This window comes from Haematobacter sp. (assembly GCF_032102465.1).
GTDB lineage: Bacteria > Pseudomonadota > Alphaproteobacteria > Rhodobacterales > Rhodobacteraceae > Haematobacter.
The window spans coordinates 62377-88730 of record NZ_DAMDHB010000014.1; the positions used below are offsets into that span (position 1 = coordinate 62377).

The following is a 26354-nucleotide window of genomic DNA, read 5'->3' on the forward strand; positions in this document are numbered from 1 at the left end:
GCGATCGCTCCCCTACAGCACTTCAAAGAGGCCGGCCGCGCCCATGCCGCCCCCGACGCACATGGTGCAGACGACGTATTTCGCGCCGCGCCGCTTGCCCTCGATCAGCGCATGGCCGACCATCCGCGCCCCCGACATGCCATAGGGATGGCCGACGGAGATCGCGCCGCCGTTGACGTTGAGCAGATCCTCCGGGATGCCGAGCTTCCGGGCGGAGTAGAGCACCTGGCAGGCGAAGGCCTCGTTCAGCTCCCACAGGCCGATATCGTCCATGGTCAGGCCATGCGCTTCCAGCAGGCGCGGCACCGCATAGACCGGGCCGATGCCCATCTCGTCGGGGTTCAGCCCGGCCGCCATCACGCCGACATAGCGGCCCAGCGGTTGCGCGCCACGCTTCTCCGCCTCCTTGCCCTCCATGATGACGACGGCGGATGCCCCGTCCGAGAGCTGCGAGGCATTGCCTGCGGTGATGTGGTGGCCTTCCTTGACCTTCAGCCCGTCCTTGAACACCGGCTTCAGAGAGGTGAGGTCGTCCAGCGTGGTGGAGGGGCGGTTGCCCTCATCCCGCTCCAGCGTCACCTCACGGTAGGAAACCTCCTTCGTCTCCTTGTCCACCACGGCCATGGTGGAGGTCAGGGGCACGATCTCGTCGTCGAACCGGCCCGCCTGCTGCGCCGCCGCCGTCCGCTGCTGGGAGCGGAGCGCGTAGGCGTCCTGATCGTCGCGGCTGATGCCGTAGCGGTCAGCGACGATCTCCGCCGTCTCCAGCATGGACATGTAGAGTTCCGGCACATGTTCCACGATCCACGGATCGGTGCGCCGGTCCTGCCGCATGTTCTGGTTCTGCACGAGGCTGATGGATTCCACGCCCCCGCCGATGACGATCTCCATCCCGTCATGGACGACCTGCTTGGCGGCGGTGGCGATGGCCATCATGCCGCTCGCGCATTGCCGGTCCATCGACATCCCCGCGATGGAGGTCGGAAGCCCTGCGCGGATCACCGCCTGACGGCCGATGTTGCCGCCGGTGGAGCCCTGCTGGATGGCGCAGCCGATCACGCTGTCCTGAATCTCGCCGCCTTCCAGCCCCGCGCGAGAAACCGCGTTCTTCACCGCATGGCCGATCAGCTCCTGCGCCTGGGTGTTGTTGAACGCGCCCCGGAAGGCCTTGCCGATCGGCGTGCGTGCCGTGGAAACGATGAGCGCCTCGCGCATTGTCTTCTCCCCTGTATCCTGTGATGCCGTCAGGCGCTTTTCGCGCGCGGACTGAACTGACGGTTGAGTTTGCGCATACCGCCGATCCAGCGGTCGTAATCTTCGGTCTTGCTGCGCATGTAGCCCAGCACCTCCGGGTGCGGCAGGGCGAGGAAATGCCCCTCCGCCACGGCCTTGAGCGCGACTGCGGCAGCCTCCGCGGGCTCCAGCATGCCGTCGATGCTGGCCACGCCCATTTCCCGCCCCGCCGTCATCGCCGTGCGAACGGCCTGCGGGCACAGGATGGTGACGCCGATCCCGTCGTCGCCATAGGTGAGCGCCAGCCACTCGGCGAGGCCGACCGCCGCGTGTTTCGTCACCCCGTAGGGCATCGAGCCCACCTGGTTGAGCAGCCCCGCGGCGGAAGCGGTGATGAGGAAATGTCCCGCCCCCCGCGCCCGCATCAGCGGCAGGAGAACGCGGGCCGTGCGGACATGGGCCATGACGTTCACGTCCCACATGCGCTGCCAGACCTCGTCGGGCAGCTCCTCGCCGCCGCGCGCCATGATGCCTGCATTGCCGCAGAACAGCGCGATGGGGCCGATGTCGCGCTCCGTCTCCGTGACGAGGCGGCGGATATCGGCATCGCTGGCCATGTCCACCGTCATCGCGGTTCCGCCGATGGCCTGCGCCGTCTGGCGCGCGCCCTCCGCGTCGATATCGGCGCAGACGACATGGGTTGCCCCGGCCTCGGCCAGCGCGAGGGCCAGCGCCCGGCCGATCCCCCCCGCCGCGCCGGTGACGACGACGACCTTACCCTGAACGTCCATGCTCAACTCCACATGTTGGTGCCGCCGCAGAGCGTCAGCGCCTGCCCGGTCATGTAGCTGCTGGCGTCGGAGGCGAGGAACACCGCCACCCCCGCGAAATCTTCCGGCTGGCCGAAGCGGCGGAGCGGCACCTGCGTGCGTGCGCGCTCCTCCCCCGCCTCGCTGTCCCAGAGGGCGCGGGCGAACTCCGTCTTGACCACGCCGGGACAGATCGCGTTCGCGCGGATGCCCTGCGGCCCGTATTCGAGCGCGAGGTTCCGCACCAGCCCGATCAGCGCCAGCTTGGACATCCCGTAGGTGCCAAGGGTCGGCGATGGCTTCAACGCTCCCACGCTGGCCGTGAAGATCATGGAGCCGGACCCCTTGGCGGCCATATCGGGCGCCACGAGCCGCGCCAGCCACAGGTTCGACTGGACGTTGGTCTGCATGATCTTGTTGTAGGCCTCGTCGGGGATTTCTCCGATCGGGCCGTAATGCGGGTTCACCCCGGCATTGCCGATCACGATGTCGATCGGTCCGGCGAGCCGGTGGGTTTCCTCCACCAGCCGCTCCAGATCCTCCTTGCGCCCGGCATTGGCGGCCACGGCGTAAACCCGCGTCTCGCCGATGGCGGCGTTGATCTCCGCCGCCGCCTCATCCAGTTGCTCCTGCTTGCGGGCGGAGATGACGACCGTCGCCCCCTGCCGCGCCAGCGCCTCCGCCATCTGCCGCCCCATCCCGCGGGAGGCGCCGGTCAGCAGCGCCACCTTGCCGGTCAGGTCGAACAGGCCCCGTTCCATCTGCTGGTCCTTCATCTCACGGCCCTTCGAACATGCCACCGGCGCGGCGGCTGGCAGCGGCGGCGCGGCGCGCATTGGACTCCTCGAACGCCTTGCGCTCGGCGCGGGCGACGACGGCATGGTGCACCTCGTCCGGCCCATCCGCGAGGCGGAGCGTGCGCTGCTTCATGTACATCTCCGGCAGGTCGGTCCACTGGCTCACGCCGGTCGCGCCATGAACCTGCATCGCATCGTCGATGATCTTGCAGCAGCGTTCCGGCACCATCGCCTTGGCCATGGAGACCCAGATGCGCGCCTCCTTGTTGCCCAGCACATCCATCGCGCGGGCCGCCTTCAGCACCATGAGCCGCATGGCCTCGATTTCGATGCGGGAGCGGCTGATCGTTTCCATGTTCTTGCCGAGGTCGATGATCCGCTTGCCGAACGCCTCCCGCGAGAGGCCGCGCGCGATCATCAGGTCGAGCGCCTTTTCCGCGGCACCGATGGAGCGCATGCAGTGGTGGATACGGCCCGGCCCGAGGCGAAGCTGGCTGATCTCGAAGCCGCGCCCCTCGCCCCAGAGGATGTTCTCCTCCGGCACCCGCACATCGGTGAAGCGCAGATGCATGTGGCCATGCGGCGCGTCATCGTGACCAAAGACATTCATCGGCCCGAGGATTTCCACGCCGGGCGTGTCCATGGGAACGAGGATCTGGCTCTGCTGGCGGAAGGTTTCGGCGCCGGGAGAGGTCTTGACCATGACGATCATGATCTTGCACCGCGGATCGCCGGCGCCGGAGATATAGTATTTCTCGCCGTTCATCACCCATTCGCCGTTTTCCAGCACGGCGCGCATGGACACGTTGCGGGCGTCCGACGAGGCGACATCGGGCTCGGTCATGGCAAAGGCGGAGCGGATCTCGCCGGCCAGAAGCGGCTTCAGCCAGCGTTCCTTCTGCGCGGGCGTGCCTACACGCTCCAGCACCTCCATGTTGCCGGTATCGGGCGCCGAGCAGTTCAGCGACTGGGAGGCGAGCGGGTTCTTGCCCAGTTCGAAGGCGATATAGGCGTAGTCGAGGTTCGACAGGCCCTCGCCCGTCTCGGCATCCGGCAGGAAGAAGTTCCACAGGCCCGCCGTCTTCGCCTTCGCCTTCAGATCGGCGAGGATCTCGAGCTGCCCCGGCGCGTAGGAGAACCGCTCCGCGCGGGTCCGGCCCAGACGCTCGTATTCCTCATAGGCCGGATCGCAGTTGGTGCGGATATGCTCCACCACGCGGGCCAGCAGGGGGCGCGCGCCTTCCGACATGCCGAGGTTGTTCAGCATGTCTTCCGATGCAGCGCCGGCAGCCTTTTTCTTCGTGTCGATCGCGTTCATCTGTTCACCCAATTCGGTTTGCGTTTCTCGACGAAGGCGGTGACGCCTTCACGGAAGTCTTCGGTTTCGCGCAGGTCGGACATCACCTGACGGCTGTAACGGAGGCTGGTCTGAAGGTTGTCCATGTCGTCCATCGCCCGGAGCACGCGGAGCGAGGCCCGGATGGACGAGGGGGAAACGGCGGCGATCTCTCCCGCCACTTCCATCGCGCGATCCATCAGGCGTTCGGGGGCCACGACCTCGTTGACGAAGCCCATGCGCGCGCCTTCTTCGGCACCGACCTGACGGCCGGTCAGGAACATCTCCACCGCCTGCTTGCGCGGGATCTCGCGGCTCAGCCGCTGGATGCCGCCCGCGGCGGCGAAGAAGCCCACCTTCACCTCCGGCAGCGCGAAACGGGCCTTCTCGGACGCGATGATCACATCGCAGGCCAGCGCCGTTTCGAACCCGCCGCCCATGGCAAAGCCGTTTACCGCCGCGACGATGGGTTTCAGCCGGTCGATGCGGGAGGAGAGGCCCGAGAAACCGGTCTCCGGCCCCTTCATGTTGCCGCCCTGCGCGGTGTATTTCAGGTCATTGCCCGCGCAGAAGGCCTTGTCGCCCGCCCCGGTCAGCACGGCGACCCAAAGCTCCGGGTCCGCCTCGAACGCATCCCAGATGCGCGACATCTCATGGTGCATCGGCGCATGGACGGCGTTGTACACGTCCGGCCGGTTCATCGTGACGACGAGAATATTCCCTTCCCGCCGTGTTGTCGTGAATTCGAGGTCCATCAGCCCCTCCCCCCCGTTTTGAGACCGCCGAGGTCGAGGTCCAGGAAACGCCCGCCCTCCGCCGCCAGCCGCCGCAGCGATTCCGCCGGGGCAAAGGCCGGATCGTCGGCGCCCAGTGCCTCCATCCGGGCGAGGATCCGCGCCGCGCCCACCTGATCGGCCCAGTACATCGGCCCGCCCTTCGACGCCGGGAAGCCGTAGCCGTTCAGCCAGACCACATCGACGTCGGACGGACGTTGCGCCTTGTTTTCCTCAAGAATCTTCACCGCCTCGTTGACCATCGGAGCCATCAGCATCTCCACGATCTCCTCCGGCGGAAGCGTGGCCGGCGCGGCGCCGGTGATCTCGTGGATGATGGCCGCGGCCTCCTCCGACGGGCTCCCGTTGCGCGCGGCGTCATAATCGTAGAAGCCGCCGCCCGTCTTCTGCCCGCGCCGCCCCTTTTCGCACAGCGCGTCGCGGATGGGGTTCGCGGTCTTGGCGCCCTTGGACCAGCCGATGTCCAGCCCGGCAAGGTCCGACATCTGGTAGGGCCCCATCTTGAAGCCGAAGCCGGTGATGGCCGCGTCGATGTCCCAAGGCATCAGGCCCCGGTAGAGCAGCTTGTTGGCCTGCTCCCGCCGCGCCGCCAGCATCCGGTTCCCCACGAAGCCGTAGCACACGCCGACAAGCACCGGCACCTTGCCGATACGGCCCGCCAGATCCATGGAGGTCGCGACAACATCGTCCGCCGTCTGATCCGCCCTGACGATCTCCAGCAGTTTCATGACGTTGGCGGGGGAGAAGAAGTGCAGCCCGATCACATCCCGGGGCCGGGACGTGGCGGAGGCGATCTCATCGACATCCAGCGCGGAGGTATTGGTGGCGAGAATCGCGCCCGGCCTGGCAATGGCATCCAGACGGGCGAAGATCTGCTTCTTCAGGTCCATGTTCTCGAACACGGCCTCGATGATGAGGTCGCAGTCGGCCAGCGCCTCAAGGTCCAGCGCCGGGGTGATGCGCGCCATCCGCGCCTCGACTTCCGCTTGCGGGAAGCGGCCCTTGTCGGCGCTGTTCTGGTAGTTCTTGCGGACCAGCGCGATGCCCCGGTCCAGCGCCTCCTGCGCCGTTTCCACGATGGTGACGGGGATGCCGGCGGTGGCGAAGTTCATCGCGATGCCGCCGCCCATCGTGCCCGCCCCGATGATACCCACGCGGCGGATCGGCCGGAGGGGGGTTGCCGGGTCCAGCCCTTCGACCACCGCTGCCTCGCGGGTGGCGCGGGCCACGTAGCTTTCGACATCCGTCAGGGTGGGTCTGTCCATTGTCCTGCCTTTCTCAGCGAGCGCCGTCGGCCTGCAACGACAGGCAGTGGCGCTGGATTACCTTGCGATCGATCTTTTCCGTGGCGCCGCGCGGCAGGGGCGCATCCAGCACCCAGAGCCGTTCGGGCTGTTTGAACCGTGCGACGAGCGGGCCGAGAAACCCGGCCAGCTCCTCCACCGTCAGCGTGGTGCCGGGCAGCAGATGCACCGCTGCGCCCACCGTCTCTCCCAGCCTGGGATGGGGGACGGCAAAGACGCAGGCATCCTCCACCGCGGGGTGTTCGTAGATCGCGTTTTCCACCTCGGCGCAGGCGATATTCTCGCCGCCCCGCACGATCATGTTCTTCTTGCGGCCACAGAACTGGATGAACCCCTCCGGCCCCACGCGCGCGAGATCTCCGGTGAGCAGCCAGCCGTCGCGGAGCGCGGCCGCCGTGGCAGCGGCATCGTTCAGATAGCCGGGGGTCACGGCGGGGCTGCGGATCAGCAGCTCTCCCATCTCGCCCGGGGCCACGTCCTGTCCGGCGTCATCGACGATCCGCATCTCCTGAACGGGGGGGGCCAGCCTCCCCGCCGCATCCGGGTATTCGAGATATTCCGGACCGGAAAGGTTGATCCCCAGCGCGCAGGTTTCCGTCATGCCCCAGCCGATGGCGATGGTCGTCGCCGGAAAGACGCGGTGCAGATCCTCCACCTGCGCGGCAGGCCGCTTGTCCCCCCCGCCGGTGATGTTCTCGAGCGACGGCAGCGTCAGCCCGCGCCGCTCCACGGTCTCGGCCAGATCGGCGGATTGCGTGGGCACGCCGCTGATGCGGGTGATGCCCTCGGCCCGGATCAGCTCCACGGCCTCATCGGCATTCCAGCGGGGCATGAGCACGATCTTCGCCCCCATCTGCAACCCCTGAAAAAAGTTCGCGTAAAGCGCGGTGACATGGAACAGCGGCGAGATGATGAGCCAGGCGGGCATCGCCGGGGCACGGGCGGGAACGGCAAGCTCCGGCGCCATGACCCGAAGCAGATACCAGCTCCAGATGGCCGAGATGACGTTGCGATGCGTCTGGATCACGCCCTTCGGCACACCAGAGGAGCCGGAGGAATACATCACCGCGAACTCCGCCTCCGGCGCGATCTCCACCTCCGGCCAGACCGGATCGCAGGCACGCATCTGTTCATAGCGGGAGGTGTCGGGCGCATCGTGGATACCGATGAGCGTCAGCCCCTCGGGAAGCACCGGGGCAAGCCGCGCGAAGCGGTCGGCATCCGCAAAGACAAGCCGCGCTCCGCAGTCGTTGAGGGCGCGGAGCAGTTCCGCCCCGCTGCCCCACGCATTCAGCGGCACGACGCTGGCCCCCGTCGCGGTAATCGCAAGGACCAGCAGAATCATCTCCGCATGGTTGCGCGAACCGATGGCAACCCGGTCGCCCGACCCTATCCCGTGGTGGCTGATCAGAGCATGGGCGAGAGCTGCGACATCGCGGCGGACTTCTCCATAGGTCCAGCGGCGGTTGCCCGCGACCAGCATCTCGCGCCCCGCATAGGCATCCTCCGCCTGTTCGAACAGCGCGCGGACATTCGGGGGAGCATTGGCAAAGACCGTGTAATCCGTGCCATTGATCTGTTTCCGCTCCACCGCGAAACGGCTGTCCTCGCGGATCAGACGGGCGGCGACAGAGGCATGGCTCGGCAAGGCTTCGGTCATCTCATCCTCCCAGGGCAGTGGCCCAGGAACCTGATCCGGCATCCGCTCCCTCCCCGGAGCGCATGGATGCGGGACAAGTTCCTGACACATGTCAGGGTTACGACAGCCACCCCGTACCGGACAAGAGAAAACTTTGCCTCACCGTGATTTCGGCAAAATTGACCTGTTGCGAGAAGCGGATTGACGGCTGTCAACTGCTCCCCTACAGTACTTCCTGACATTTGTCAGTCACGCAGGGGCCGCCGGAACAGGCGCGAGGCCGCCGCATACAATGCGCGGCGAAGGGGAGGAAGCAACATGTCACCGACAGCGCGCAAAGCTGCGGCGCGGGCTTTCGACCCCGGCCACATCAAGGCATAGGGCATGACGACCGGACCTTTCACGCATACCGCCCGCAAGGCGATCTGACTCCCACTCACAGGCCCGACGGCGGGCCTGCCATCAGAGGCACAGGACATGACGGCGCAGGACAGCACAGCACGCGCGACGCCATTGCGCGGCACCACGGATCGGCTCGCGGCCCAGACGCCACAGCCCTCGGACATCATGCTCATCGAGCCGCTCGCGAAGCATCGTTTTGACGAAGCGGCACTTTCGGCATGGATCGCGCAGGCGCTGAACGAACCGGAGAGACCCATCCGGCTGCTGCAGTTCCAGGGCGGCATGTCCAACCCGACCTTCCTCGTCCGGCTGGCGGACGGGCGGCGATTCGTCCTGCGCAAGAAGCCGCCGGGAGACCTGCTGCCGAAGGCGCACGCGGTGGACCGGGAATACCGGATCATGCACGCGCTCGGCCCGACAGCCGTCCCCACGCCCCAGATGATCGCCTATTGCGACGACGCTTCGGTGATCGGGGTGGAATTCTTCCTGATGGAATTCGTGGAGGGGCGCATCATCTCCGATCCGGCCATGGCGCCGGTCGCGCGGGAAGACAGGCGGCGGGTGGCATTTTCGCTGGTCGATACGCTGGCGGAACTGCACAAGCTCGACTGGCAGGCCTGCGGGCTTCAAGGCTACGGCCGCCCGGAGGGCTATCTCGCGCGGCAGACGGCGCGGTGGTCGGGGCAATATGAGGCGTCCAAATCGGCGCTGCCCGCGGATTTCGACTATAAGGGCATGGACTGGCTGCGGGACTGGCTGCTCGCCCATTCCTCCGTGCAGGAGGAAAGCGCGATCACGCATGGCGACTTCCGCGTGGGCAACACGATCCTGCATCCGGAGAAACCGCAGGTGGTGGCTGTTCTGGACTGGGAGCTTTCTACCATCGGCCATCCGCTTTCCGATCTGGCCTATCTCTGCCTGCCCTACCGGTTGACGGGCGCGCTGGCGGGGGCGCCCGATCTGCCCGCAGCGGGCTTGCCGCAGGAGGCGGAGATGCTCGCCCGCTATGTCGAGCGGACGGGGCGGAAGGACATTCCCGACTGGCCGGTGTTCCTTGCCTTCAACTGCTTCCGCTATGCGGCCATCGTGCAGGGTGTGGCGGCGCGGGCGGCGCAGGGCACCGCCAGCAGCGCCAGTGCCGATCCGGTCAGGGATGGCGAGCGTGCCCGCCTGGTGGCCGAGCGCGGCGCGGAAATCGCGCGGGCTTATGAGGCAGGCAAGGCCTGACCGTAGCGCGGGCGCCGGCTGTCGCCCGCGCCCCCCCAGCTCAACCGGCGGGATCCTCGGTGACCTCCGGCTCGTCCAGGATCATCTCCGGCCCTTCCAGAATGGCCGTCACCATCACCGCCGAGCCACGCGCCACTGCGGCCACCAGAGGGTCACCCCGGGTTGCGCGTGGTTGCAGCCAGTCCCGCATCGGCGCGAAAGCGGACAGGAACACCAGCAGGTTCGCCGCCGTGATCCCGCGCGGATCATCGGGCGACAGCCCGGCCCGGCGCGACAGCAGCGCCCCCCCTTCGGCCATCAGCTTCTCCTCCCGCTCCCGCATGGCGGCCCGGTCCTCGGGCAGCATATGCGGGATGGAGCGGTAGATGAGCAGCGTGCCCTTGCGCTTCTTGTCCCATGTCTCCCGCAGATATTCCGCCAGAGCATCCTCCAGCGACCGGCCCTCCTGCGACAGAAGGTCCGTCAGCAGCGGCACGTCGGTGCGGAACCAGAGCTGGTTCAGCAGCCGCCGGAGCGCGTCGTTCTTGTTGGCCACATAGTCATAGATGCTGGCGTGATTGACACCGGAGCGCGCGCAGATGTCGCGGATCGTGGTGGAGGCGAACCCCTTCTCAAGAAACAGGTCGAGCGCGGCGTCACAGATCTGCTCCCGCCGCCGCCGGACGAGATCCTCGTTGCGCACGACATCCACATCAGCTTCGTCAAGGAAGCCGGTCTTGGGCTTTTGCGGTTTTCCAGTCGGGGGGGTCGATGTCACGCTACGGCTCCGTCACTCAGGGTGGTGCCAATCTATGCGGTGGCGTGCGGCGCCTCAACCGTCCGCGCGGAAACCGCACCTCCGTCGAAGGCCCGTGTTGCCTCGGGCATGCGGCACCGCTAACCTGAATAGACTGACGATTGTCAGGATTCCATATAGGGGGAGAAGCCATGACCGATCAAGTTCTTCTGAACCGGCAGGACGGACTGCTGACGATCACCTTGAACCGGCCCGAGCGGCGCAACGCCATGACGCCCGCGATGACTGCGGCACTGACCGAGGCGCTCGCCGCCGCGGCGGAGGATGACGCGGTCCGTGCGGTCCTGCTGACAGGGGCGGGCGGGCATTTCTGCGTGGGCGGCGACGTGAAGGCGATGAACGAAGGCGCGGGCGCGGACAGGCCGGTGGGCCAGCGTCTCCACACGCTCCGCGACCGGATGAGCGCGGCCTTCTACCTCCACACCATGCCGAAGCCGACCATTGCCGCCATCGAAGGCTCCGCTGCCGGAGCGGGCCTGTCGCTGGCGATGGCCTGCGACCTGCGGATCTGCGCGGAAGACGCGAAACTCACCACCGCTTTCGCCAAGGTGGCGTTGTCGGGGGATTTCGGCGGCAGCTACTTCCTCACCCACATCCTTGGCGGGGCGAAGGCGCGGGAGCTTTACCTGCTGTCACCGCTGCTGTCGGGGGCGGAGGCTGCGGAGATCGGCCTTGTCACCCGCGCGCTCCCGGCGGGGGCCGTCATGGAAACGGCGCGCGGCCTTGCCGCCGATCTCGCCGCCGGGCCGACGCTCACCTATGGGCGGATGAAGCAGAACCTGACACTCGCGGCCACGGGGGGCAGCCTTGCGGACTGTCTGGATCAGGAGGCGCGGAACCACACGCTTTCCATGCTGACCGCAGATCACCGGGAGGCAGCCGCAGCCTTTGTGGAGAAGCGCAAGGCAGCCTTCGCGGGCGCCTAGGCGGTCACTCCCGGCATCCGTCGGACCGGGTTCGGAAGGAAGCGACCATCGCGCCTTCTGCCCCGGTCGGAACCGTCGAGCGGGGCTGCGTCGGCCCCGCCTTCACCGACCGTCAGTCGGTGCCACCACTTCGCGACCGCCTTGGGGGTGATACCCGGCCCCCTGCTGTGCTTGCGATCGGGCCAACCCTCGGATCAACACCGGGCAGGCCCTCCTCATTGCTGATCGGTCGGCCTGCGTGGTCCTGACGCTTCCGCAGCCTGTCCCATGGGGCAAAGGATCGCGCCGTCAAACCGCGCGAGCGAACAAGCAGGGCCGTGAAACGGGGGCGCTGCGGGAGCGCCGCCCCCTCATTCGGCGGCAGACACCTGCCCGAAGTCGCGTGCCGCGCGCTCCTGCAACTCCAGCCACTGGACCTTGCCGCTGCCGGAGCGGGGCAGCGCCTCCACATAGACCACGCGGCGCGGCACCTTGTAGGCGGCCATCTGTTCCCGGCACCAGGCGATCAGCTCGGCCTCCGGCAGTTCGCCCTTGGGCACGACATAGGCCAGCACCGACTCGCCCCGGCGCGGATCGGGATAGCCGACGATACAGGCCTCCACGATGCCGGGATGGGCATGCATCAACGCCTCCACCTCCGTCGGCCACACCTTGAAGCCGGAGGCGTTGACCATCCGCTTCACCCGGTCGACGATGTGGAAATATCCGTCCCGGTCATACCGCGCGATGTCACCCGTGCGCAGGAACCGCTTGCCGTCCCGTTCCAGAAAGGCGGCGCGGGTCGCCTCCTCGTTGTTCCAGTAGCCATGGAACACCTGCGGCGCGCTGATGATGATCTCCCCCGGCTCCTCGGGGCCGAGTTCCCGGCCCGTATCCGGGTCGATGATCCGCGCGTCCACGTCGAACACCGGGATACCGAGACATTGCGGGCGGGGCGCGTCATGCGGGTTGATGAGGACGCCCGCAATCGTCTCCGTCATACCGTAGCCTTCGAGATAGTCGAGCCCTGTCAGCGCCTTAAGCCGTGCGGCGATGGCCGCGGGCATGGCCGCACCGCCGCCGCCCAGCGTCTGGAGGCTCGCCAGATCCTCGGCCCGGATATCGGGGTCGCTCACCAGATCGACGATCATGGTGGAGATGCTGCGCCATCGGGCGATGCGGTAGCGGCGGATCAGTTCCACCGCCACGCGCCGGTCCCAGCGGGACATGAGCACGATGGTCTCCCCCGCATAGATCGGCCCGTTCATGGAGTTCTGCATCCCCGTGACATGGAACAGCGGCAGGACGGAAAGCGTGGCGCCCCCCTCCCCCAGCGGGTTCCACACCACGCTGCCGACGAGTGTCGTCTGAAGCGTCGCGTGGCTGTGCATGCAGCCCTTCTGCCGGCCCGTCGTCCCGGAGGTATAGGGGATCGCCGCGAAATCATCGCCGCCCGTGGTGACGGGGCCGGGGGTCAGACCCGCGGCCTCCATCGCGCGCCAGCCGGTGACGCCCGCCGGATAGTCATCCCGCTCCCCGGCTTCGAGCCCCGGCGGAAGGGGGATGTCGCATGCCGGATCGGCCATGTCGGCATAGGCCGCGGCCAGCACATGCGCCACCGACGTGCCGATCAGCGGCGCGATGTAGCCCAAAAGCTCCTGCCCCACGATGGCCACGCGCGCGCCGCTGTCGGTGACGACATGTTCCACCTCGCGCAGCCGGTTCATCGGGTTCACCGGTACGACGACCGCATTCGCCCGCAGGATGGCATGGAAAGCGATGACGAATTGCGGGCTGTTCTGCATGTAGAGAACGACCCTGTCGCCCCGGCGCACGCCCGCGCGCTCCTGAAGCCAGCCCGCGAGCCGCATCACCCGCGCCTGAAGCCCGGCATAGGTGATCTCCGTCCCGTGATAGATGAGCGCGACCGCCTCCGGCACCCGCTCCGCCGACAGGCGCAGGTTCTCGGCCACGTTGTGCCGGGGGGCGTCGAGCCGTTCGGGAACCCCCGCAGGCCAGGGGCGGACAGGATCAGACATCGGCACCCTCCTTCCGGGACGGATCGGCCCGGGAAGGATCAGGCCGGGCGGAAAGTTCGGGCCAGCGGTCCCGCAGCTCCCGCTTCAGCACCTTGCCGATCACGCTGCGGGGCAGTTCGGGCAGAACGGCGACCCCGGCGAGCCGCTGGAACCGGCCGACCCGGGCGTTGGTCCACTCGCGCACCGCCTCTGCCTCCCCACCGGGGGCGAGCACGACGCAGGCCACCGGCGTCTCCCCCCACTCGGGGCTGGGCACACCGATCACGGCGCAGTCCGTCACATCGGGATGGGTGGAGAGGACCGCCTCGATATCCGCGGCGAAAATGTTGAAGCCGCCGGAGATGATCATGTCCTTCCGCCGGTCGAGCAGCGTCAGGAAGCCATCCTCGTCCAGCCGCCCCATGTCGCCCGACCGGATATAGGGCACGCCCTCCGGGCTGATCCATGTCAGGTCGCGCGTGGCTTCGGGCGCATTGCGATAGCCGCGCATCATCGTGGTGGAGCGGCCCACCACCTCCCCTGTCTCACCCTGCGGCAGGGGACGGCCGGCTTCGTCGAGGATCAGGACTTCCGCCCCCGCTCCCGGCCTGCCGACGGTGTGGAGCTTGCCGGGCCAGGCGGAACAGTCGAGCACCGCGCTCACCCCGCCCTCCGTCATGCCGTAGATGTTGATCATCCGCCCCGGCCAGCGGGCCAGCACCTGCTCCACCACCGCGGGGTTCAACGGCGCGCTGGTGGAGAGTTTCGCCTGATAGGAGGACAGGTCGAACCGGTCGAACTCGGGGTGCTCGATGACCCGCCGGATCTGCACCGGGACCATCATGCTGTGGGTGACGCGATGCGCCTCCGCGAGCGCGAGGAACCCCCGCGCGTCGAACTTGCGCATCAGGATCACCCGCCCGCCCATCGCCAGCACCGGGATCAGTGTCGCGAGCGTGGTGTTGGAATAGAGGGGTGTCGAGAACAGGACCGTCGAATCCTCGCTCAACCCGAAGCGGCGGAACCGGTCCACCTGATTGTCCCGGAACCGGACGTCGTGCTCGATCCCCTTGGGCGCGCCGGTGGTGCCGGAACTGTAGATGATGTCGAACAGGGTATCGGGCTGGATGCGGCGGGGCGGCAGGGGGGCGAGCGCCTGAGCCTCCGCCACGAAACGCTCCAGATCCCGGGCGCCGGGCGTCTCCGGCGCGGCGGCATCGGCAAAGACCTGCGCGGCGCCCGCATTCTCCCGCATCCGGGCCAGCGCCTCGGGATGGCCGGAGGTCGGCAGCGGCGCCACGCAGACGCCAAGCGCCGCGGCACCCAGATAAAGCGTGAGGTGGTCGGAGGTCAGCCCGCCCACCGTGGCGATCACGTCGCCCTCGGCCAGACCGAGCGCGGCCAGCGCCGCAGCCACCCTGTCCATCCGGTCCACCAGTGCGGCTGCCGTGATCTCCCCCGCGCCGTCGATCAGGGCGATATGCTCCGGCCGCTTTGCGGCGGCGGCGCGGATTCGGTGCGGAATGTCCAGCACCTCCTCCTCCACCGGGATGGGCCAGAGGCGCATTTCCGCCGCGGTCATGTCCGCCACCCGTGCGGCATCTGCGATCCGGCCATGCCGGACATCAGGGCGATCTCAGCCATTCTCTCCTCCCTCTCGTGCAGTGCAGCGCGGGTGTCTCCTCTCCCGCGCCGTGCCGGTTGTCTTGCGGCATCCGTGCCAGATGCCGCGCCCTGTGCCCGCGCCCACATCCGGGCGCGGTCGCGTCATGCCAGCGCGGTCACTTGCCCGCGCCGGTGTAGCGGAAGGCGCCGCTGCCGGTGGCCACGATCGTCCCCTCGGCATCGGTGATCCGGCCCTCGGCGAAGAAGGTCTTCTGCCCGCCGCCGACGCGCCAGCCCTCCGCCACGATCACCGTGCCCGCGGGCCGCGAGAGGAAATTGGTGGTCAGCGACAGCGTCATCGCCTTGCGGCGGTTCTCGGCATCGCCGGTATAGCTGCCGCTGTAGCCCATCACCGTGTCCAGCAGGGCCGCATAGACCCCGCCATGCGGAATGCCGTAGCGGTTCTGGAGATGCTCCCCGAGCGGCAGTTCGAACCGGGCGCGGTCCTGGGCCCAGTCGAGCATGCGGAAGCCCAGCAGCTTCTGAAACGGATAGGGGTCTTCGGTCAGGAACGTGCCGGACACGGGTTGATCCATCGGTAGTCTCCTTCAGGCATAGGTCAGCAGCCGGTCGTCCGCTTCCGTCCGCAGGTGTGGCGCTTCGTTGAACGCATGCAGGAACAGCCCCTGCCCCCCGCCGACAAGACGCGACACGGCGCAGTTCTTCATCTGAAGCTGGAGCAGGATCATCTGCGCGGGCGGCGCGCCCAGCACTTCCACCAGCATCCGGCTGATCGCCCCCCCGGAGCTGACCGCGAGCACATCGCCCCCCGCCGCACGCATCGCCGCCAGCGCGTCGGACACGCGGGCGGAGAAGTCGCGCCAGCGTTCGGGCGGGGCTTCCACCTCGTCCCGCTGCCAGGCGAGCACCGTCTCCCGCAGGGTGCGGAAGTAGAGCCGCCTGTCACGCCGCACATCCTCGGGCAGCGCGCCGCCGAACCGGCAGGCAAGCAGCGCGCCACCGTCGAACTCGTTCAGGCCCTCGTGAACGACGGCGGCATCGGGATCCAGTCCGAGCGCGGGGGCCAGCCCCTCCAGCGTCTCCCGATGGCGGCGCATGTTCCCCAGGAACACCCGTGACGGACGCGCCCCGCCCCGCAGGGCCAGGCTTTCCCCCAGCAGGCGGGCCTGTTCGTGGCCGAGCGGCGAGAGACGGTCGTAATCCGCCGCCCCGAAGGACGCCTGCCCGTGACGGACGAGGGTGATCTCCACCATCTCAGCCAGGCACGCGTTCGTCGAGCGCCACGACACCCTCCACGGCGTGCCGGTATTCCCGCTCCAGCCGCGCGACCAGATCGGCGGCAGACACCACGCCCTTCACCGCGCCGATCCCCTGACCCGCGCCCCAGATTTCCTTCCAGGCCTTGGGTTTGGAGGCGCCGTCCTTGAAGTTCATCGTGGCGACGTCGCCCTGCGGCAGCGCGTCCGGGTCCAGACCCGCGCGGCGGATCGACGGCTTGAGGTAGTTGCCCGAGACACCCGTGAAAAGCGAAGAGGTGACGATATCCTCCGCCCCGGAACCCACGATCATATCCTTGTATTCCGCGGGGGCCTGCGCTTCCTTCGTGGCGATGAAGGCGGATCCCATATAGCCCATGTCCGCGCCCATCACCTGCGCCGCCAGCAGCGCCTGCCCGGTGGCGAGGCTTCCCGACAGCAGCAGCGGGCCGGAGAACCACGACCGGATTTCCTGCACCAGAGCAAAGGGCGACTGCATCCCGGCATGGCCGCCCGCACCGGCGGCCACGGCGATCAGCCCGTCCGCGCCCTTCTCCACCGCCTTGCGGGCGAAGGTGTTGTTGATGACATCGTGCAGCACGATCGCGCCCGACTCATGGGCCACCGCGTTCACTTCCGGCCGCGCGCCGAGCGAGGTGATCCAGATCGGCACCTTCCAGCGGGCGCAAATCTCCACGTCCCGGTCCAGCCGCGCGTTGGAGCGGTGGACGATCTGGTTCACGGCAAACGGCGCGGCGGGCCGGTCGGGGTTGGCCTGGTTGTGGCGGTCCAGCTCCTCCGTGATGCGGCGGAGCCATGCCTCCAGAAGCGGCGGCTCGCCCGCTCCCTCACGCGCGTTGAGCGCGGGGAAGCTGCCGACGATCCCCGCCTTGCACTGGGCGATGACCAGATCGGGGCCGGAGAGGATGAACATGGGCGATGCGACGAGCGGCAGGCGGAGCCTGCGGAACGGGGCGGGAAGATCCTTGAGTGTCCGCATCACGCGGCCTCCTTTCCAACATAGCGCAGTCCGAGCCAGTCAGCGAGGAGCGCGGGCCGGTCGGCCCCCTCAATTTCCACAGTCACCCCCCAGACGGCAAGCAGAGCGTCGGGTGACCTCCAGTCAGCCCGGGTCAGCCGGAACCGCCCCCGGATGCGTGCGCCGACCGGGACCGGCGCCACGAAGCGCACCCGGTCGAAGCCATAGTTCACGCTGGAGCGCACATTGGTGAGCTTCGGCAGCGCGCTTTTCGCCAGAGCGGGCAGGAGCGAAAGCGTGAGCAGCCCATGCGCGACCGTCGTGCCATATGGCCCTTCGGCGGCGGCGCGGCCCGGATCGACGTGGATGAACTGATAGTCGTCCGTGACTTTGGCGAAAGCGTCGATCAGCGGCTGGTCGATGACCTTCCAATCGGACAGGCCGATCTCCTCCCCCACGCGCTCCGCAAGCTCTGCTGGCGACATCTCCATCCCACCTGCCTCCCTGTTTCCTGACAAATGTAAGGCGACCGTAGATCCAAATCCTGCGACAGACAACGCCGATAATTCTCTTGCGCCCGTTTTGACGGATCGCCTTGTTCCCTTGGGGTTTCGCAGAGTGGAACGGGGCCGGTCAGGTATCCTGACATTTGTAAGGAATCCGTTGACACGCGGGTCGGCGAATGCTGTCGTCAGGGCGGATCCCCTTCGGAGGAGGAGGGGTTGTACAGACCAGACGGGGCCTTGCCGCCCAGCGGCGCAGGGCGACCGGACATGACAGGGAGGAACAGAGTGAACTTTGGTGACCACGGCTCCGCTTCGCGCGGATTTTTTCCCGCTCTCAGCCGCAGGAAGCTGCTGATCGGCATGACAACGGCAGGCGCGGTGGCAAGCCTCGGCCTGCCGATTCGCGCCTTTGCGGGGGCGACGGGTCGGCTGCGGATCGCGGGCATCGCCAATCCGTCCAGCCTTGATCCGGCGACGAGCGGGTCCGGGTCCGACCACGTCTATCTGTTCAATTTCTACGATACGCTGGTGGACTGGGATCCCGACACGCTCGCCCCCCGCCCCGGCCTTGCGAAAAGCTATGGCTTCAGCGATCCGCAGACGCTCGTGCTCGACCTTCGGGAGGGCGTCACCTTCCACGACGGCACGCCGATGGATGCGGAGGCGGTCAAGTTCAACCTCGACCGGATGCGCGGCTCGCCCCTGTCCAACCACAAGGCCGAGATGTCCACGATCGACACGGTCGAGATCACCGGCCCGCTTCAGGTGACACTGCGCCTCAAGGTGCCGGACAGCGCCATGCCGCTCATCCTCGCGGACCGGCCGGGCATGGTCGTCTCGCCCACCGCGCTGAAGGCCAGCGAGCAGGGCCGGATCGACCGCAGTCCGGTGGGCACCGGCGCGTGGAAATACGTGAGCTGGACCGATGCGGAGCGGCTGATCGGGGAAGCCAACCCCGCCTACTGGCGGCAGGATCGCCCCGGTGCGGCGGAGATCGAGTTCTTCATCATCCCCGACGCGGCGACGCGGCTTCGCGCGGTGCAGTCCGGGCAGGTGGACATCGCCTATCTGGTCTCCGAACGCTTCATGCCGGTGGTGGAACGCAACCCCAAGCTCACGGGCATCACCCGGCCCACCGCCTATATCTACCAGCTCTACCTCAACGGGTCCAAAGGTCCGCTGGCCGATGTGCGGGTGCGGCAGGCGATCAACCACGCCATCGACCGGAACTCCTTCATTCAGGCCGTGCAGCAGGGGCTGGGGGAAGCCGCGGCGATGAACCTGCCCAAATCCCACTGGGCCTACGCGCCTGAGGCCGAGGAATACACCCGCTACGATCCCGATCTTGCCCGGCGCCTGCTGGCGGAGGCGGGCCATGCCGACGGGTTGCAGCTCGACTTCCGCAGCTATCCCGATCAGGCGGCGGTGCAGCGGCAGGAGGTGATCCTCAACCAGCTTTCCAAGGTGGGGATCCGGGGGCGTTTCCTGAACGCGCCCATCGCGGAGGCCGACAGCCGCGTCTTCGGCGGGGGCGAGGGGGACGTGTATCTCTCCGCATGGACGGGGCGTGCCGATCCGACGGTGACCTACGTCACGCTTTATGACGAGAAGTCCTACTACAATCCGGGCCGCGTCGCGCCGTTGCCGGGCTTCAACGAAGCCATCGCCGAAAGCCGCGCCACGGACGATCAGGCCGCCCGTGCAACCGCTCTCGCCAAGGTGCAGAAGCTGGCCATGCAGAACGCGCTCACCGCACCGATCTCCTTCCGCTACGAGACGGACGCCGCGACGAAGCAGGTCGCGAATTTCGCGCCGAACCTGCTGGGCAAGCCGAAGTTTCAGGACGTGACCCTGCTCGGCAACGGCGGCTGAATATGTATCGGCCCCCGATGGCGGGGGCCGGAACGCCCCGGCACATCGCGGACAGACAATCCGGGGTCAGACGATCTGCTGACAGACAATCCGGGGCAGATAATTCGTCCCAAACCGTGTCGAACCCCGATGAAGGCCCGAAAGCCTGCATCGGGATCATGCCCCGCAGGCCCTCCGGCTGAAACGGCTTCCGCCAGACTACATCAGGCACCAACCAACAGGAGGTCGCAAATCCGGGAGATGGGCGAGGACAAACCCCCGCCCAACGCTCCCTCTGCAGGGCCACAAGGGGACGCCCGCGCCGCAAAGCACGGGCTCCTCTTTCGGACGCGGGCCGCCACCAACGGTGCGGATCGGCGGTTCACGCCCGAGGCCAGACCGGCGATCCAGACTGGCAGTCCAGACCAGCGGGTCAGGCCACCGGCGGCGGGGTCTGGGTCGTCGCGGCGGGGGTAGCGGTGCCGGACAGGGCGGTTTTCAGCCGCTCGATCGTCGCGGTCTCCTCCGGGCTGACCTTCACACCGCCGAAGCCAAGAAACCCGCCCTCCTTCGACGCCTCCGCCACGCTCTGCGCAATGTCGACGAGCCAGCTGTTGAAGCCCGGCGCGGCATCCGGCGCCTTCTCCGCAATGACGCCGGAAAGCCGGCTGATCTCACCGATCAGGCTGTCCACGATGCCTTTCGGATCCTTCCCCTTCACCCCGTCCTTGAGCAGGGTGGTCACTGCGGAACGTCCCTCGGGGGAGGAAAAGCTTTCCACCGCCGCGGTGATCAACGGATTGTCCTTCGAGTCGCGCGCCTTGTTGAGCGCTTGCGCCATGGCCGCGCTCTCCTTGATGGCCCCGAACAGGCCACTCGGATCGGCGGCGGTCACCGCCATGCCCGCAAACATCGGCATTGCGGCTATACGGTCCCGGTCGGCGGGATCGAAGGCATCGAGTCCAGTCATGGGTATTCTCCCTTACGCATCGGAATCATGCGCAAGAGAATGTAGCACGACATTCGCATTCGTCTTTGTTTCGATCTCCCGCCTTTCAGCGGGAGAGGACCCCAGCGGTTGCGGAGAGCAGCAGATCGCATTCCTCCGCCGTGCCGATGGAGATGCGGAGCCAGTCCGCGATCCGCTCCTGGCCGAAGCGGCGGACAAGAACGCCCTGCGCGCGCAACCCCGCCAGCGCGGCCTCTCCAGACAAATCCCGATGGCGGGCAAAGACGAAATTCGCCTGCGAGGGCAGCACGTCGAAGCCCTGCGCCGTGAGCCCCGCCGTCATCCGCTCCCGGTCCGCCATCACGCGGGCGCGCGTCTGGTCGAACCAGCCACGGTCGCGCCATGCGGCCTCTGCCCCGGCGAGCGCCAGCCTGTCCAGCGGATAGGAATTGAAGCTGTCCCGGACCCGCCGCAGCGCCTCTATCAGCGGTTGCTGGCCAAGCGCGAAGCCCACCCGCAGCCCGGCAAGGCTTCGCGACTTGGAGAATGTCTGCACCACCAGAAGGTTGTCATGCTCCCCGATCAGGTGCGCGGCACTTTCCGCCCCGAAATCGACATAGGCCTCATCGACCAGAACCACCACGTCGGGGTTCCGCCGCAGGATATCCGCCAGCACGTCCAGCCCCACCGCGATCCCCGTCGGGGCATTGGGGTTGGCGATGACGATGCCGCCGCAGGGCCCGTGATACCGGGCCGCATCCAGCCGGAAATCCGCATCCAGAGGCAGCCGCCGGAACGGCAGGTCGTACAGGCCGCAATACGTGGGATAGAAGCTGTAGGTCACATCGGGAAACAGCACCGGCCCCTTGTCCCGGAAGAAGGCGTTGAAGGCATGGGCCAGCACCTCGTCCGAGCCGTTGCCGAGAAACACCTGATCGGGCGCAAGGCCCAGCGGCTCCGCGATCGCCGCTGCGAGGGCGGAGGCCGTCGGATCGGGATAGAGCCGCAGGCCATCGTCCGTCGCCGCCCGGATCGCCGCCAGCGCCAGAGGCGAGGGGCCGTAGGGGTTCTCGTTGGTGTTCAGCTTCACCACCCGCTCCCCCTTTGGCTGCTCGCCGGGGACATAGGGGACGAGATGCTGGACGAAGGGGCTCCACAACCTGCTCACGGGTATCCTCACCATTTCATCGGCGGGAGACTATCGCCTGCGCCGGGCAGAGGCCACAGGGAACGGCCAAAGGGTCTCTAACGCGCGGGCCGGGATGCGCAGGTGGATAAGATCGCCGGTCATGGTATCACACCCTGGCCCACGCGGAGGCCCCCCCCCGGAGGCCCGTGCGCAGGCCGACCGCGTCCGCTCAAGGTGCTTGTCCGGGTGCTCGCCCGGGCCGGTGTTCAGGCCTTCTCCCGCGTCGGCCGGGATGCGTCTCCTTCATCCCTTATAATGCCAAGAGGCACCCCGTGGCAGGCCGGGGTTCTGGCGCAGCACCCGGCGGAAATACCGGGGCGCGACCGGGAGGGTGATCGCCCCGGTGGAGAAGAGCCGGAGCCGTTTCTACCCCTGCGCATCGACACCCCGGCCGAGGGGGTATCAGAACTCGCCTTTGTGACAAGGACATAGAACGGAATTCCCCTCAAGCCGACCTCGGGCCACTTGCGCACATCAACACGTATACATGTGTCATCGTGAAGAGCATCATTCCCCTGCGCGGCGTCGGAACCGTGTTTTGACACACCCTCGGCCTTTAGCAGACGGCTGAAAAGGGCTTCTGGGTTCGTGTTGGAGTGGAAATCATCCGCAATCCGACGAAATCCGGCCATTTCGGATCGTACCGGGGCCGATTTCCAGAGCAGAGGCAGGAGCCTTCCGGGCTTTTCAGCAACCTGTTGGCAGGGCAGCCTAGTGAAAAAGGCGCTCACGCCTGCGCTGAAGCGGAAAGCGGAAAGCGGAAAGCGGAAAGCGTTCGAAATCTGACGAAACTCCGCCGGAAATCCATCCGTTTCGTGTCGTGGGCCAATTTCCCGATTTGCAGCACATAGAAACATGACGCTGGGGACCTTTTCAGCAGCCTGTTAAGCCCTTGTCCGCGCGGGCCGGGATGCGTCAGCGGTGACCTGCCCCGGTTTCTCGACAGGCTGCCAAGCGGACATCGCCATCGAATCGCGAGCATGCGGGTGGCCCACGCAATGCCTGCTGCAAACCCTGTTCGAGCCGCGTGTCGAGGCCCCCCGCACGCGCGCCAGTCCGGGAGACCGTGTAACCGGCGGCGGAGCCCGGGTGCCGCGCAGGCCGGTCACCTGCCATCCCGGAAGTGTCGCGCCCGGATGGCAGGCGGCGGCCGACTTCCCCGCACGACTTCCCCGCGAGACTTCCACGCCATAGCGCCAGCCCCGCGCCGAACGCCCGCCCGTGGCGCGCCGGATGGCGGGCACGATCCGGTGCCGTGCGGCTATGCGGCCGCTGCCCAGCCCGAGGACCAGGCCCATTGGAAATTATAACCGCCAAGCCAGCCCGTCACATCCACCACCTCGCCGATGAAATGCAGGCCGGGGACCGCCTTCGCCTCCATCGTGCGGGCATCAAGGGCATCGGTGTCCACCCCGCCCAGCGTCACCTCCGCCGTGCGGTAGCCTTCCGATCCGGCCGGACGGAGCGGATAGTCGTGCACCAAAGCGGCCAGCCGGTCGAGCGCCGCGTTCGGCTGATCGGCGAGGTTGCCCGACAGGCCGCTGACCGCCTCCACATGCCGCGCGAGCTTCTCCGGCATCAGCCGCGACAGCGCCGTGCGGAGCGCGATGCGCCCGGCGGTGGCGCGGGCCTCCCGCAGCAGTGCGCCGGCATCCTGACCGCGGGCGAGATCGAGCCGGAGCTCCTCCCCCTCCCGCCAGTAGGAGCTGATCTGGAGGATCGCAGGGCCGGACAGGCCGCGGTGGGTGAACAGGATCGCCTCGTCGAACGCGGTGCGCCCGTGGCGCGCGCTGCCCTGAACGGCGGTACCGGAGAGCGGGGCGAAGCGCTCCAGATCCGGGGGCAAAAGGGTCAGCGGCACAAGGCCGGGCCGCGTCTCCACCAGCGGGAGGCCGAAGCTCTCCGCGATGCGGTAGCCGATGCCGGTCGCGCCCATCTTCGGGATGGACTTGCCGCCCGTCGCCACCACGACCTTGCCCGCCGTCAGCACCCCGCGAGAGGTGGCGACTGCAAAGTCCTGCCCGCGGGGCGTGACCCCTTCCACTGCCGTATCGAGCCACAGGTCACCCCCCGCCTGCTCCAGATCGCGGAGCAGCGCGGCGACGAGATCCTTGGCCGAGCCGTCGCAGAAAAGCTGCCCCAGCGTCTTTTCGTGCCACGGGATACCCCAGCCCGCCATGCGGTCGATGAAATCCCACTGGGTATAGCGTTTGAGGGCCGACAGCGCGAAGCGCGGGTTTTTGGACAGGAACCGTTCCGGCGCGATGCCGAGATTGGTGAAATTGCACCGCCCGCCGCCGGAGATGCGGATCTTCTCTCCCGCCCGGTGGGCATGGTCGATCAGCAGCACCCGCCGCCCGCGCCGCGCCTCCTCGATCGCCGAGAAGAGTCCCGCCGCGCCCGCGCCGAGGATGATGGTGTCCTGTCCCGCCATGCCCCGCCTGTATCTCCGGCGGCGGCGGCTGGCAATCGCGCTCCCGCTGCCTGCACGGGCGGTCATGGCGCGCCAATGACGATGCACAGGGCACACGCCGGAATTGTCCCCGAACCGTCATCATCCGTAAACCATGTCGTTTCAAACGGTTGTGATCTTGCCCGCGTTGACTGCCGTGGTGGAAACGCCGCGGCGCGCACAACTCCAGAGGTATATGATGAAACTCTCCCATGCCGTCCTTGGCGTGACCTTCGCGTTCGCCCTGCCGCTTTCCGCCGAGGCCGCAACCTTCGACGCCCGGTTCGACACGCTGACCGGGGCCGCGCCCGCGGTGATCGCCCACCGGGGCGCACCCGCCTATCTTTCCGAAAACACGCTGGCCGGAACGGAGCTTTCCGTCCGCCAGGGCGCCGACTGGATCGAGAACGACGTGCAGCCTACCAAGGATGGCGTCCTCGTCGTCATGCATGACGGCACGCTGGAGCGGACCACCAATGTGGAGACGCTGTTCGCGCCCCGGAACGGCGGCTACAATGTCGCCGACTTCACGCTGGAGGAAATCCGCACGCTGACGGTGGATTCCCAGAGCCACGACTATCCCGGCTTCACGCCGTCCAGCGAAAACCCCTTCCGCGTGCCGACCTTTGCAGAGCAGCTCGACGCGCTGACCGAATACAACGCCACCTATGGCACGAATGTCGGCATCGTGGCGGAGCTGAAATACGGCTATGATCCGGTGTCGAACCAGAAGGCGATCGACACGCTGATCGCCCATGGCTACGACACGCCGGACAAGGCGATCCTGCAATCCTTCAGCCATGAGAATGTCCACGATGCCGCGGGCAAGCTGGCGGAGATGGGCCTGACGCTGCCGGTCTCGCAGCTTGGCGGCGCGGCGCTGGGGCTGGACGGGCAGTTCTACATCGACGGCAAGATCACTCTCGCCGGGCTTGCCACCTATGCCGATGCCCTGTCGCTGACCTCCGGCAGCATCACGGAGGAGTTGATCGCCGCCGCCCATGACCTTGGCCTGCCGGTCTATGCCTGGACGTTCCGCCCCGCCGATCTGAACGCGGCCTTTGCCCAGATGGCGCAGTTCATCGAATGGGGGATCGACGGCATCATCACCGACAATCCCGACTATGCCGTGGCCGTTGTGGCGAGCTATGAGGTCGCCCCCGTGCCGCTGCCGGCCGCCCTGCCGCTGGTACTGGCCGGGATCGGCGCCCTCGGGCTGGTTGCACGCCGCAAGCGGGCCTGACCCGTAAAGCCGCCTTGCGGATCGCAGGGCGGCGCAGGACACTGACGGCCCCGGCGGCGAGTCGCTCCGGGGCCTTCCCATGCCGCCCGCGCGCCCCGCGGGCCGAAAGTCGATGGCCCGATGATCGTCCGAGACAGACCCAGCGCGCTCCGCCTGTTCTTCGTGATGAAAGGCTCCATCGTTCAGCGTATCTGGCCGCAGCTTCTCAGCGTGGCGCTGCTTTCCGCCTTCATCGTCGCGGCGCACCGATGGCTGCCAGGCTGGGTGCCGGGGATGAACCCCGCACCCTTTGCGCTGATCGGGATCGCGCTGTCCATCTTCCTCGGCTTCCGCAACGGGGCGAGCTATGACCGCTGGTGGGAGGCCCGCAAGCTCTGGGGCCAGATCATCCAGACGGCGCGCGACATCGCCCGCCAGACCGCGATCCTGACCGAAACCGCCCCGGAGGCGCGGAGGGACATTCTGCACGCGGTCATCGGCTTCGCCCATGCCGGCGCGCGCGGCCTGCGGGGCGAGACGCCCGACCCCTCGGCGGACGCGCTGCTGACACGCGCCTCGCTCACCGTGGCGGGCCTGCTCCGGGCGGGGGCGCTGGAGCCGGTGGAGGCGCTCGCGCTCAACGAAAGCCTCGGGCGGTTGTCGCAGGGCATGGTCGGCTGCGAGCGGCTGGCCAACACGCCGCTGCCCTTCGCCTATGCGCTGCTCCTCCATCGGACAGCCTATATCTTCTGCTTCCTGCTGCCCTTCGGTTTCGCTGACAGCCTTGGCTGGGCCACGCCGCTGGCGGTGGCGCTCATGGCCTATACGTTCTTCGGGCTGGACGCGCTGGCGGATGAGCTGGAGGAACCGTTCGGCCTGATGCCCAACGATCTGCCCATCGCCTCCTACGCCACGGGGATCGAGATCACGCTCCGCCGCGAACTGGGAGAGACTGAACTGCCCCCCGCCCCCCGCCCAGATGGCTACGTGCTCACCTGACGGCTGAGCGGCGCCGAGACCGGCAGAGAATTTTCACTGGCGCACGGCCGGGAAAGAGAACGCCA

General features: G+C 67.6%; 22 protein-coding genes. 5 read left to right on the forward strand and 17 right to left on the reverse strand.

What is annotated here, in order from left to right; translation table 11 throughout:
• Positions 1 to 12: 12 nt before the first annotated feature.
• The 7 genes from RT513_RS10845 to RT513_RS10875 form a co-directional block, all read right to left on the reverse strand.
• Positions 13 to 1215, reverse strand: coding sequence for an acetyl-CoA C-acyltransferase (locus RT513_RS10845; RefSeq protein WP_290687072.1), 1203 nt, complete (start codon positions 1213 to 1215; stop codon positions 13 to 15).
• A 29-nt stretch (positions 1216 to 1244) separates the two neighbouring features.
• Positions 1245 to 2024 (reverse strand): SDR family oxidoreductase, encoded by a 780-nt coding sequence (locus RT513_RS10850; protein ID WP_290687069.1) that lies wholly within the window; start codon positions 2022 to 2024, stop codon positions 1245 to 1247.
• 2 nt (positions 2025 to 2026) lie between these two features.
• Positions 2027 to 2818 (reverse strand): SDR family NAD(P)-dependent oxidoreductase, encoded by a 792-nt coding sequence (locus RT513_RS10855; RefSeq protein WP_290687067.1) that lies wholly within the window; start codon positions 2816 to 2818, stop codon positions 2027 to 2029.
• Position 2819: 1 nt separating this feature from the next.
• Positions 2820 to 4088 carry an acyl-CoA dehydrogenase family protein gene (locus tag RT513_RS10860; protein WP_290687157.1) on the reverse strand — a complete coding sequence of 423 codons (1269 nt, stop codon included), beginning with the start codon at positions 4086 to 4088 and terminating at the stop codon, positions 2820 to 2822.
• Between the two features lie 65 nt (positions 4089 to 4153).
• Entirely contained in the window at positions 4154 to 4930 is a 777-nt protein-coding gene (locus RT513_RS10865) for an enoyl-CoA hydratase-related protein (protein WP_088216043.1), read from the reverse strand.
• Positions 4930 to 6234, reverse strand: coding sequence for a 3-hydroxyacyl-CoA dehydrogenase (locus tag RT513_RS10870; protein WP_290687064.1), 1305 nt, complete (start codon positions 6232 to 6234; stop codon positions 4930 to 4932). Before RT513_RS10870 ends, RT513_RS10865 begins: the two co-directional genes overlap by 1 nt.
• Positions 6235 to 6247: 13 nt before the next feature.
• A complete protein-coding gene (locus tag RT513_RS10875) occupies positions 6248 to 7933 on the reverse strand; it encodes a class I adenylate-forming enzyme family protein (RefSeq protein WP_290687062.1) in 1686 nt (561 codons plus the stop codon).
• 456 nt (positions 7934 to 8389) lie between these two features.
• On the opposite strand from RT513_RS10875, the gene RT513_RS10880 reads away from it, so the two are divergent.
• On the forward strand, positions 8390 to 9541 hold the full coding sequence (locus RT513_RS10880) for a phosphotransferase family protein (RefSeq protein WP_256947349.1): 1152 nt from the start codon (positions 8390 to 8392) through the stop codon (positions 9539 to 9541).
• Between the two features lie 40 nt (positions 9542 to 9581).
• On the opposite strand, the gene RT513_RS10885 is transcribed toward RT513_RS10880, so the two are convergent.
• The gene (locus tag RT513_RS10885; protein ID WP_088216046.1) at positions 9582 to 10298 is read right to left on the reverse strand and encodes a TetR/AcrR family transcriptional regulator; all 717 of its coding nucleotides are present in this window, start codon (positions 10296 to 10298) and stop codon (positions 9582 to 9584) included.
• Positions 10299 to 10468: 170 nt separating this feature from the next.
• Between RT513_RS10885 and RT513_RS10890 the strand changes: the two genes are divergently transcribed.
• Positions 10469 to 11263 carry an enoyl-CoA hydratase gene (locus RT513_RS10890; protein ID WP_088216047.1) on the forward strand — a complete coding sequence of 265 codons (795 nt, stop codon included), beginning with the start codon at positions 10469 to 10471 and terminating at the stop codon, positions 11261 to 11263.
• A 350-nt stretch (positions 11264 to 11613) separates the two neighbouring features.
• Here the strand turns inward: RT513_RS10890 and RT513_RS10895 are convergent, their stop codons facing one another.
• From RT513_RS10895 to RT513_RS10920, 6 genes are all read right to left on the reverse strand, one after another.
• Positions 11614 to 13281 (reverse strand): long-chain-fatty-acid--CoA ligase, encoded by a 1668-nt coding sequence (locus RT513_RS10895; RefSeq protein ID WP_290687058.1) that lies wholly within the window; start codon positions 13279 to 13281, stop codon positions 11614 to 11616.
• Positions 13274 to 14842: a class I adenylate-forming enzyme family protein gene (locus RT513_RS10900; RefSeq protein ID WP_290687057.1), complete on the reverse strand. Its 1569-nt coding sequence runs from the start codon at positions 14840 to 14842 to the stop codon at positions 13274 to 13276. The genes RT513_RS10895 and RT513_RS10900 overlap by 8 nt, the downstream gene beginning before the upstream one ends.
• 199 nt (positions 14843 to 15041) lie before the next feature.
• Positions 15042 to 15461, reverse strand: coding sequence for a PaaI family thioesterase (locus RT513_RS10905; RefSeq protein ID WP_088216049.1), 420 nt, complete (start codon positions 15459 to 15461; stop codon positions 15042 to 15044).
• A gap of 12 nt (positions 15462 to 15473) precedes the next feature.
• Positions 15474 to 16139, reverse strand: a complete 666-nt coding sequence (locus RT513_RS10910; RefSeq protein ID WP_290687054.1) for a histidine phosphatase family protein — start codon at positions 16137 to 16139, stop codon at positions 15474 to 15476.
• A gap of 1 nt (position 16140) precedes the next feature.
• The gene (locus RT513_RS10915; RefSeq protein WP_088216051.1) at positions 16141 to 17142 is read right to left on the reverse strand and encodes an NAD(P)H-dependent flavin oxidoreductase; all 1002 of its coding nucleotides are present in this window, start codon (positions 17140 to 17142) and stop codon (positions 16141 to 16143) included.
• Positions 17142 to 17606 carry a MaoC family dehydratase gene (locus RT513_RS10920; RefSeq protein WP_256947350.1) on the reverse strand — a complete coding sequence of 155 codons (465 nt, stop codon included), beginning with the start codon at positions 17604 to 17606 and terminating at the stop codon, positions 17142 to 17144. The genes RT513_RS10915 and RT513_RS10920 overlap by 1 nt, the downstream gene beginning before the upstream one ends.
• A 306-nt stretch (positions 17607 to 17912) precedes the next feature.
• On the opposite strand from RT513_RS10920, the gene RT513_RS10925 reads away from it, so the two are divergent.
• Positions 17913 to 19499 (forward strand): ABC transporter substrate-binding protein, encoded by a 1587-nt coding sequence (locus tag RT513_RS10925; RefSeq protein ID WP_290687050.1) that lies wholly within the window; start codon positions 17913 to 17915, stop codon positions 19497 to 19499.
• Between the two features lie 412 nt (positions 19500 to 19911).
• Here RT513_RS10925 and RT513_RS10930 read toward each other — a convergent pair whose 3' ends face one another.
• The 3 genes from RT513_RS10930 to RT513_RS10940 all read right to left on the reverse strand — a co-directional run bounded on the left by RT513_RS10930 (position 19912) and on the right by RT513_RS10940 (position 24050).
• Positions 19912 to 20448, reverse strand: a complete 537-nt coding sequence (locus RT513_RS10930) for a hypothetical protein (protein ID WP_290687048.1) — start codon at positions 20446 to 20448, stop codon at positions 19912 to 19914.
• A gap of 85 nt (positions 20449 to 20533) precedes the next feature.
• Positions 20534 to 21595, reverse strand: coding sequence for a histidinol-phosphate transaminase (gene hisC, locus RT513_RS10935; RefSeq protein ID WP_290687046.1), 1062 nt, complete (start codon positions 21593 to 21595; stop codon positions 20534 to 20536).
• Between the two features lie 1282 nt (positions 21596 to 22877).
• A complete protein-coding gene (locus RT513_RS10940; protein ID WP_290687044.1) occupies positions 22878 to 24050 on the reverse strand; it encodes an NAD(P)/FAD-dependent oxidoreductase in 1173 nt (390 codons plus the stop codon).
• A gap of 214 nt (positions 24051 to 24264) precedes the next feature.
• Between RT513_RS10940 and RT513_RS10945 the strand changes: the two genes are divergently transcribed.
• A complete protein-coding gene (locus RT513_RS10945; protein WP_313534025.1) occupies positions 24265 to 25311 on the forward strand; it encodes a glycerophosphodiester phosphodiesterase family protein in 1047 nt (348 codons plus the stop codon).
• Positions 25312 to 25431: 120 nt separating this feature from the next.
• A complete protein-coding gene (locus RT513_RS10950) occupies positions 25432 to 26289 on the forward strand; it encodes a bestrophin family protein (protein ID WP_290687040.1) in 858 nt (285 codons plus the stop codon).
• The last annotated feature ends 65 nt before the right edge of the window (positions 26290 to 26354 follow it).

Excerpts from the sequence above, each read along its gene's own strand:
- RT513_RS10950 (WP_290687040.1), top strand. The coding sequence starts at position 25,432 with ATGATCGTCCGAGACAGACCCAGCGCGCTCCGCCTGTTCTTCGTGATG.
- RT513_RS10905 (WP_088216049.1), bottom strand. The coding sequence starts at position 15,461 with ATGGATCAACCCGTGTCCGGCACGTTCCTGACCGAAGACCCCTATCCG.
- RT513_RS10875 (WP_290687062.1), bottom strand. The coding sequence starts at position 7,933 with ATGACCGAAGCCTTGCCGAGCCATGCCTCTGTCGCCGCCCGTCTGATC.
- RT513_RS10920 (WP_256947350.1), bottom strand. The coding sequence starts at position 17,606 with ATGTCGCCAGCAGAGCTTGCGGAGCGCGTGGGGGAGGAGATCGGCCTG.
- RT513_RS10850 (WP_290687069.1), bottom strand. The coding sequence starts at position 2,024 with ATGGACGTTCAGGGTAAGGTCGTCGTCGTCACCGGCGCGGCGGGGGGG.
- RT513_RS10855 (WP_290687067.1), bottom strand. The coding sequence starts at position 2,818 with ATGAAGGACCAGCAGATGGAACGGGGCCTGTTCGACCTGACCGGCAAG.
- RT513_RS10845 (WP_290687072.1), bottom strand. The coding sequence starts at position 1,215 with ATGCGCGAGGCGCTCATCGTTTCCACGGCACGCACGCCGATCGGCAAG.
- RT513_RS10940 (WP_290687044.1), bottom strand. The coding sequence starts at position 24,050 with ATGGCGGGACAGGACACCATCATCCTCGGCGCGGGCGCGGCGGGACTC.
- RT513_RS10900 (WP_290687057.1), bottom strand. The coding sequence starts at position 14,842 with ATGACCGCGGCGGAAATGCGCCTCTGGCCCATCCCGGTGGAGGAGGAG.
- RT513_RS10910 (WP_290687054.1), bottom strand. The coding sequence starts at position 16,139 with ATGGTGGAGATCACCCTCGTCCGTCACGGGCAGGCGTCCTTCGGGGCG.
- RT513_RS10890 (WP_088216047.1), top strand. The coding sequence starts at position 10,469 with ATGACCGATCAAGTTCTTCTGAACCGGCAGGACGGACTGCTGACGATC.
- RT513_RS10945 (WP_313534025.1), top strand. The coding sequence starts at position 24,265 with ATGATGAAACTCTCCCATGCCGTCCTTGGCGTGACCTTCGCGTTCGCC.
- RT513_RS10860 (WP_290687157.1), bottom strand. The coding sequence starts at position 4,088 with ATGTCGGAAGGCGCGCGCCCCCTGCTGGCCCGCGTGGTGGAGCATATC.
- RT513_RS10930 (WP_290687048.1), bottom strand. The coding sequence starts at position 20,448 with ATGACTGGACTCGATGCCTTCGATCCCGCCGACCGGGACCGTATAGCC.
- RT513_RS10915 (WP_088216051.1), bottom strand. The coding sequence starts at position 17,142 with ATGCGGACACTCAAGGATCTTCCCGCCCCGTTCCGCAGGCTCCGCCTG.
- RT513_RS10865 (WP_088216043.1), bottom strand. The coding sequence starts at position 4,930 with ATGGACCTCGAATTCACGACAACACGGCGGGAAGGGAATATTCTCGTC.
- RT513_RS10895 (WP_290687058.1), bottom strand. The coding sequence starts at position 13,281 with ATGTCTGATCCTGTCCGCCCCTGGCCTGCGGGGGTTCCCGAACGGCTC.
- RT513_RS10870 (WP_290687064.1), bottom strand. The coding sequence starts at position 6,234 with ATGGACAGACCCACCCTGACGGATGTCGAAAGCTACGTGGCCCGCGCC.
- RT513_RS10880 (WP_256947349.1), top strand. The coding sequence starts at position 8,390 with ATGACGGCGCAGGACAGCACAGCACGCGCGACGCCATTGCGCGGCACC.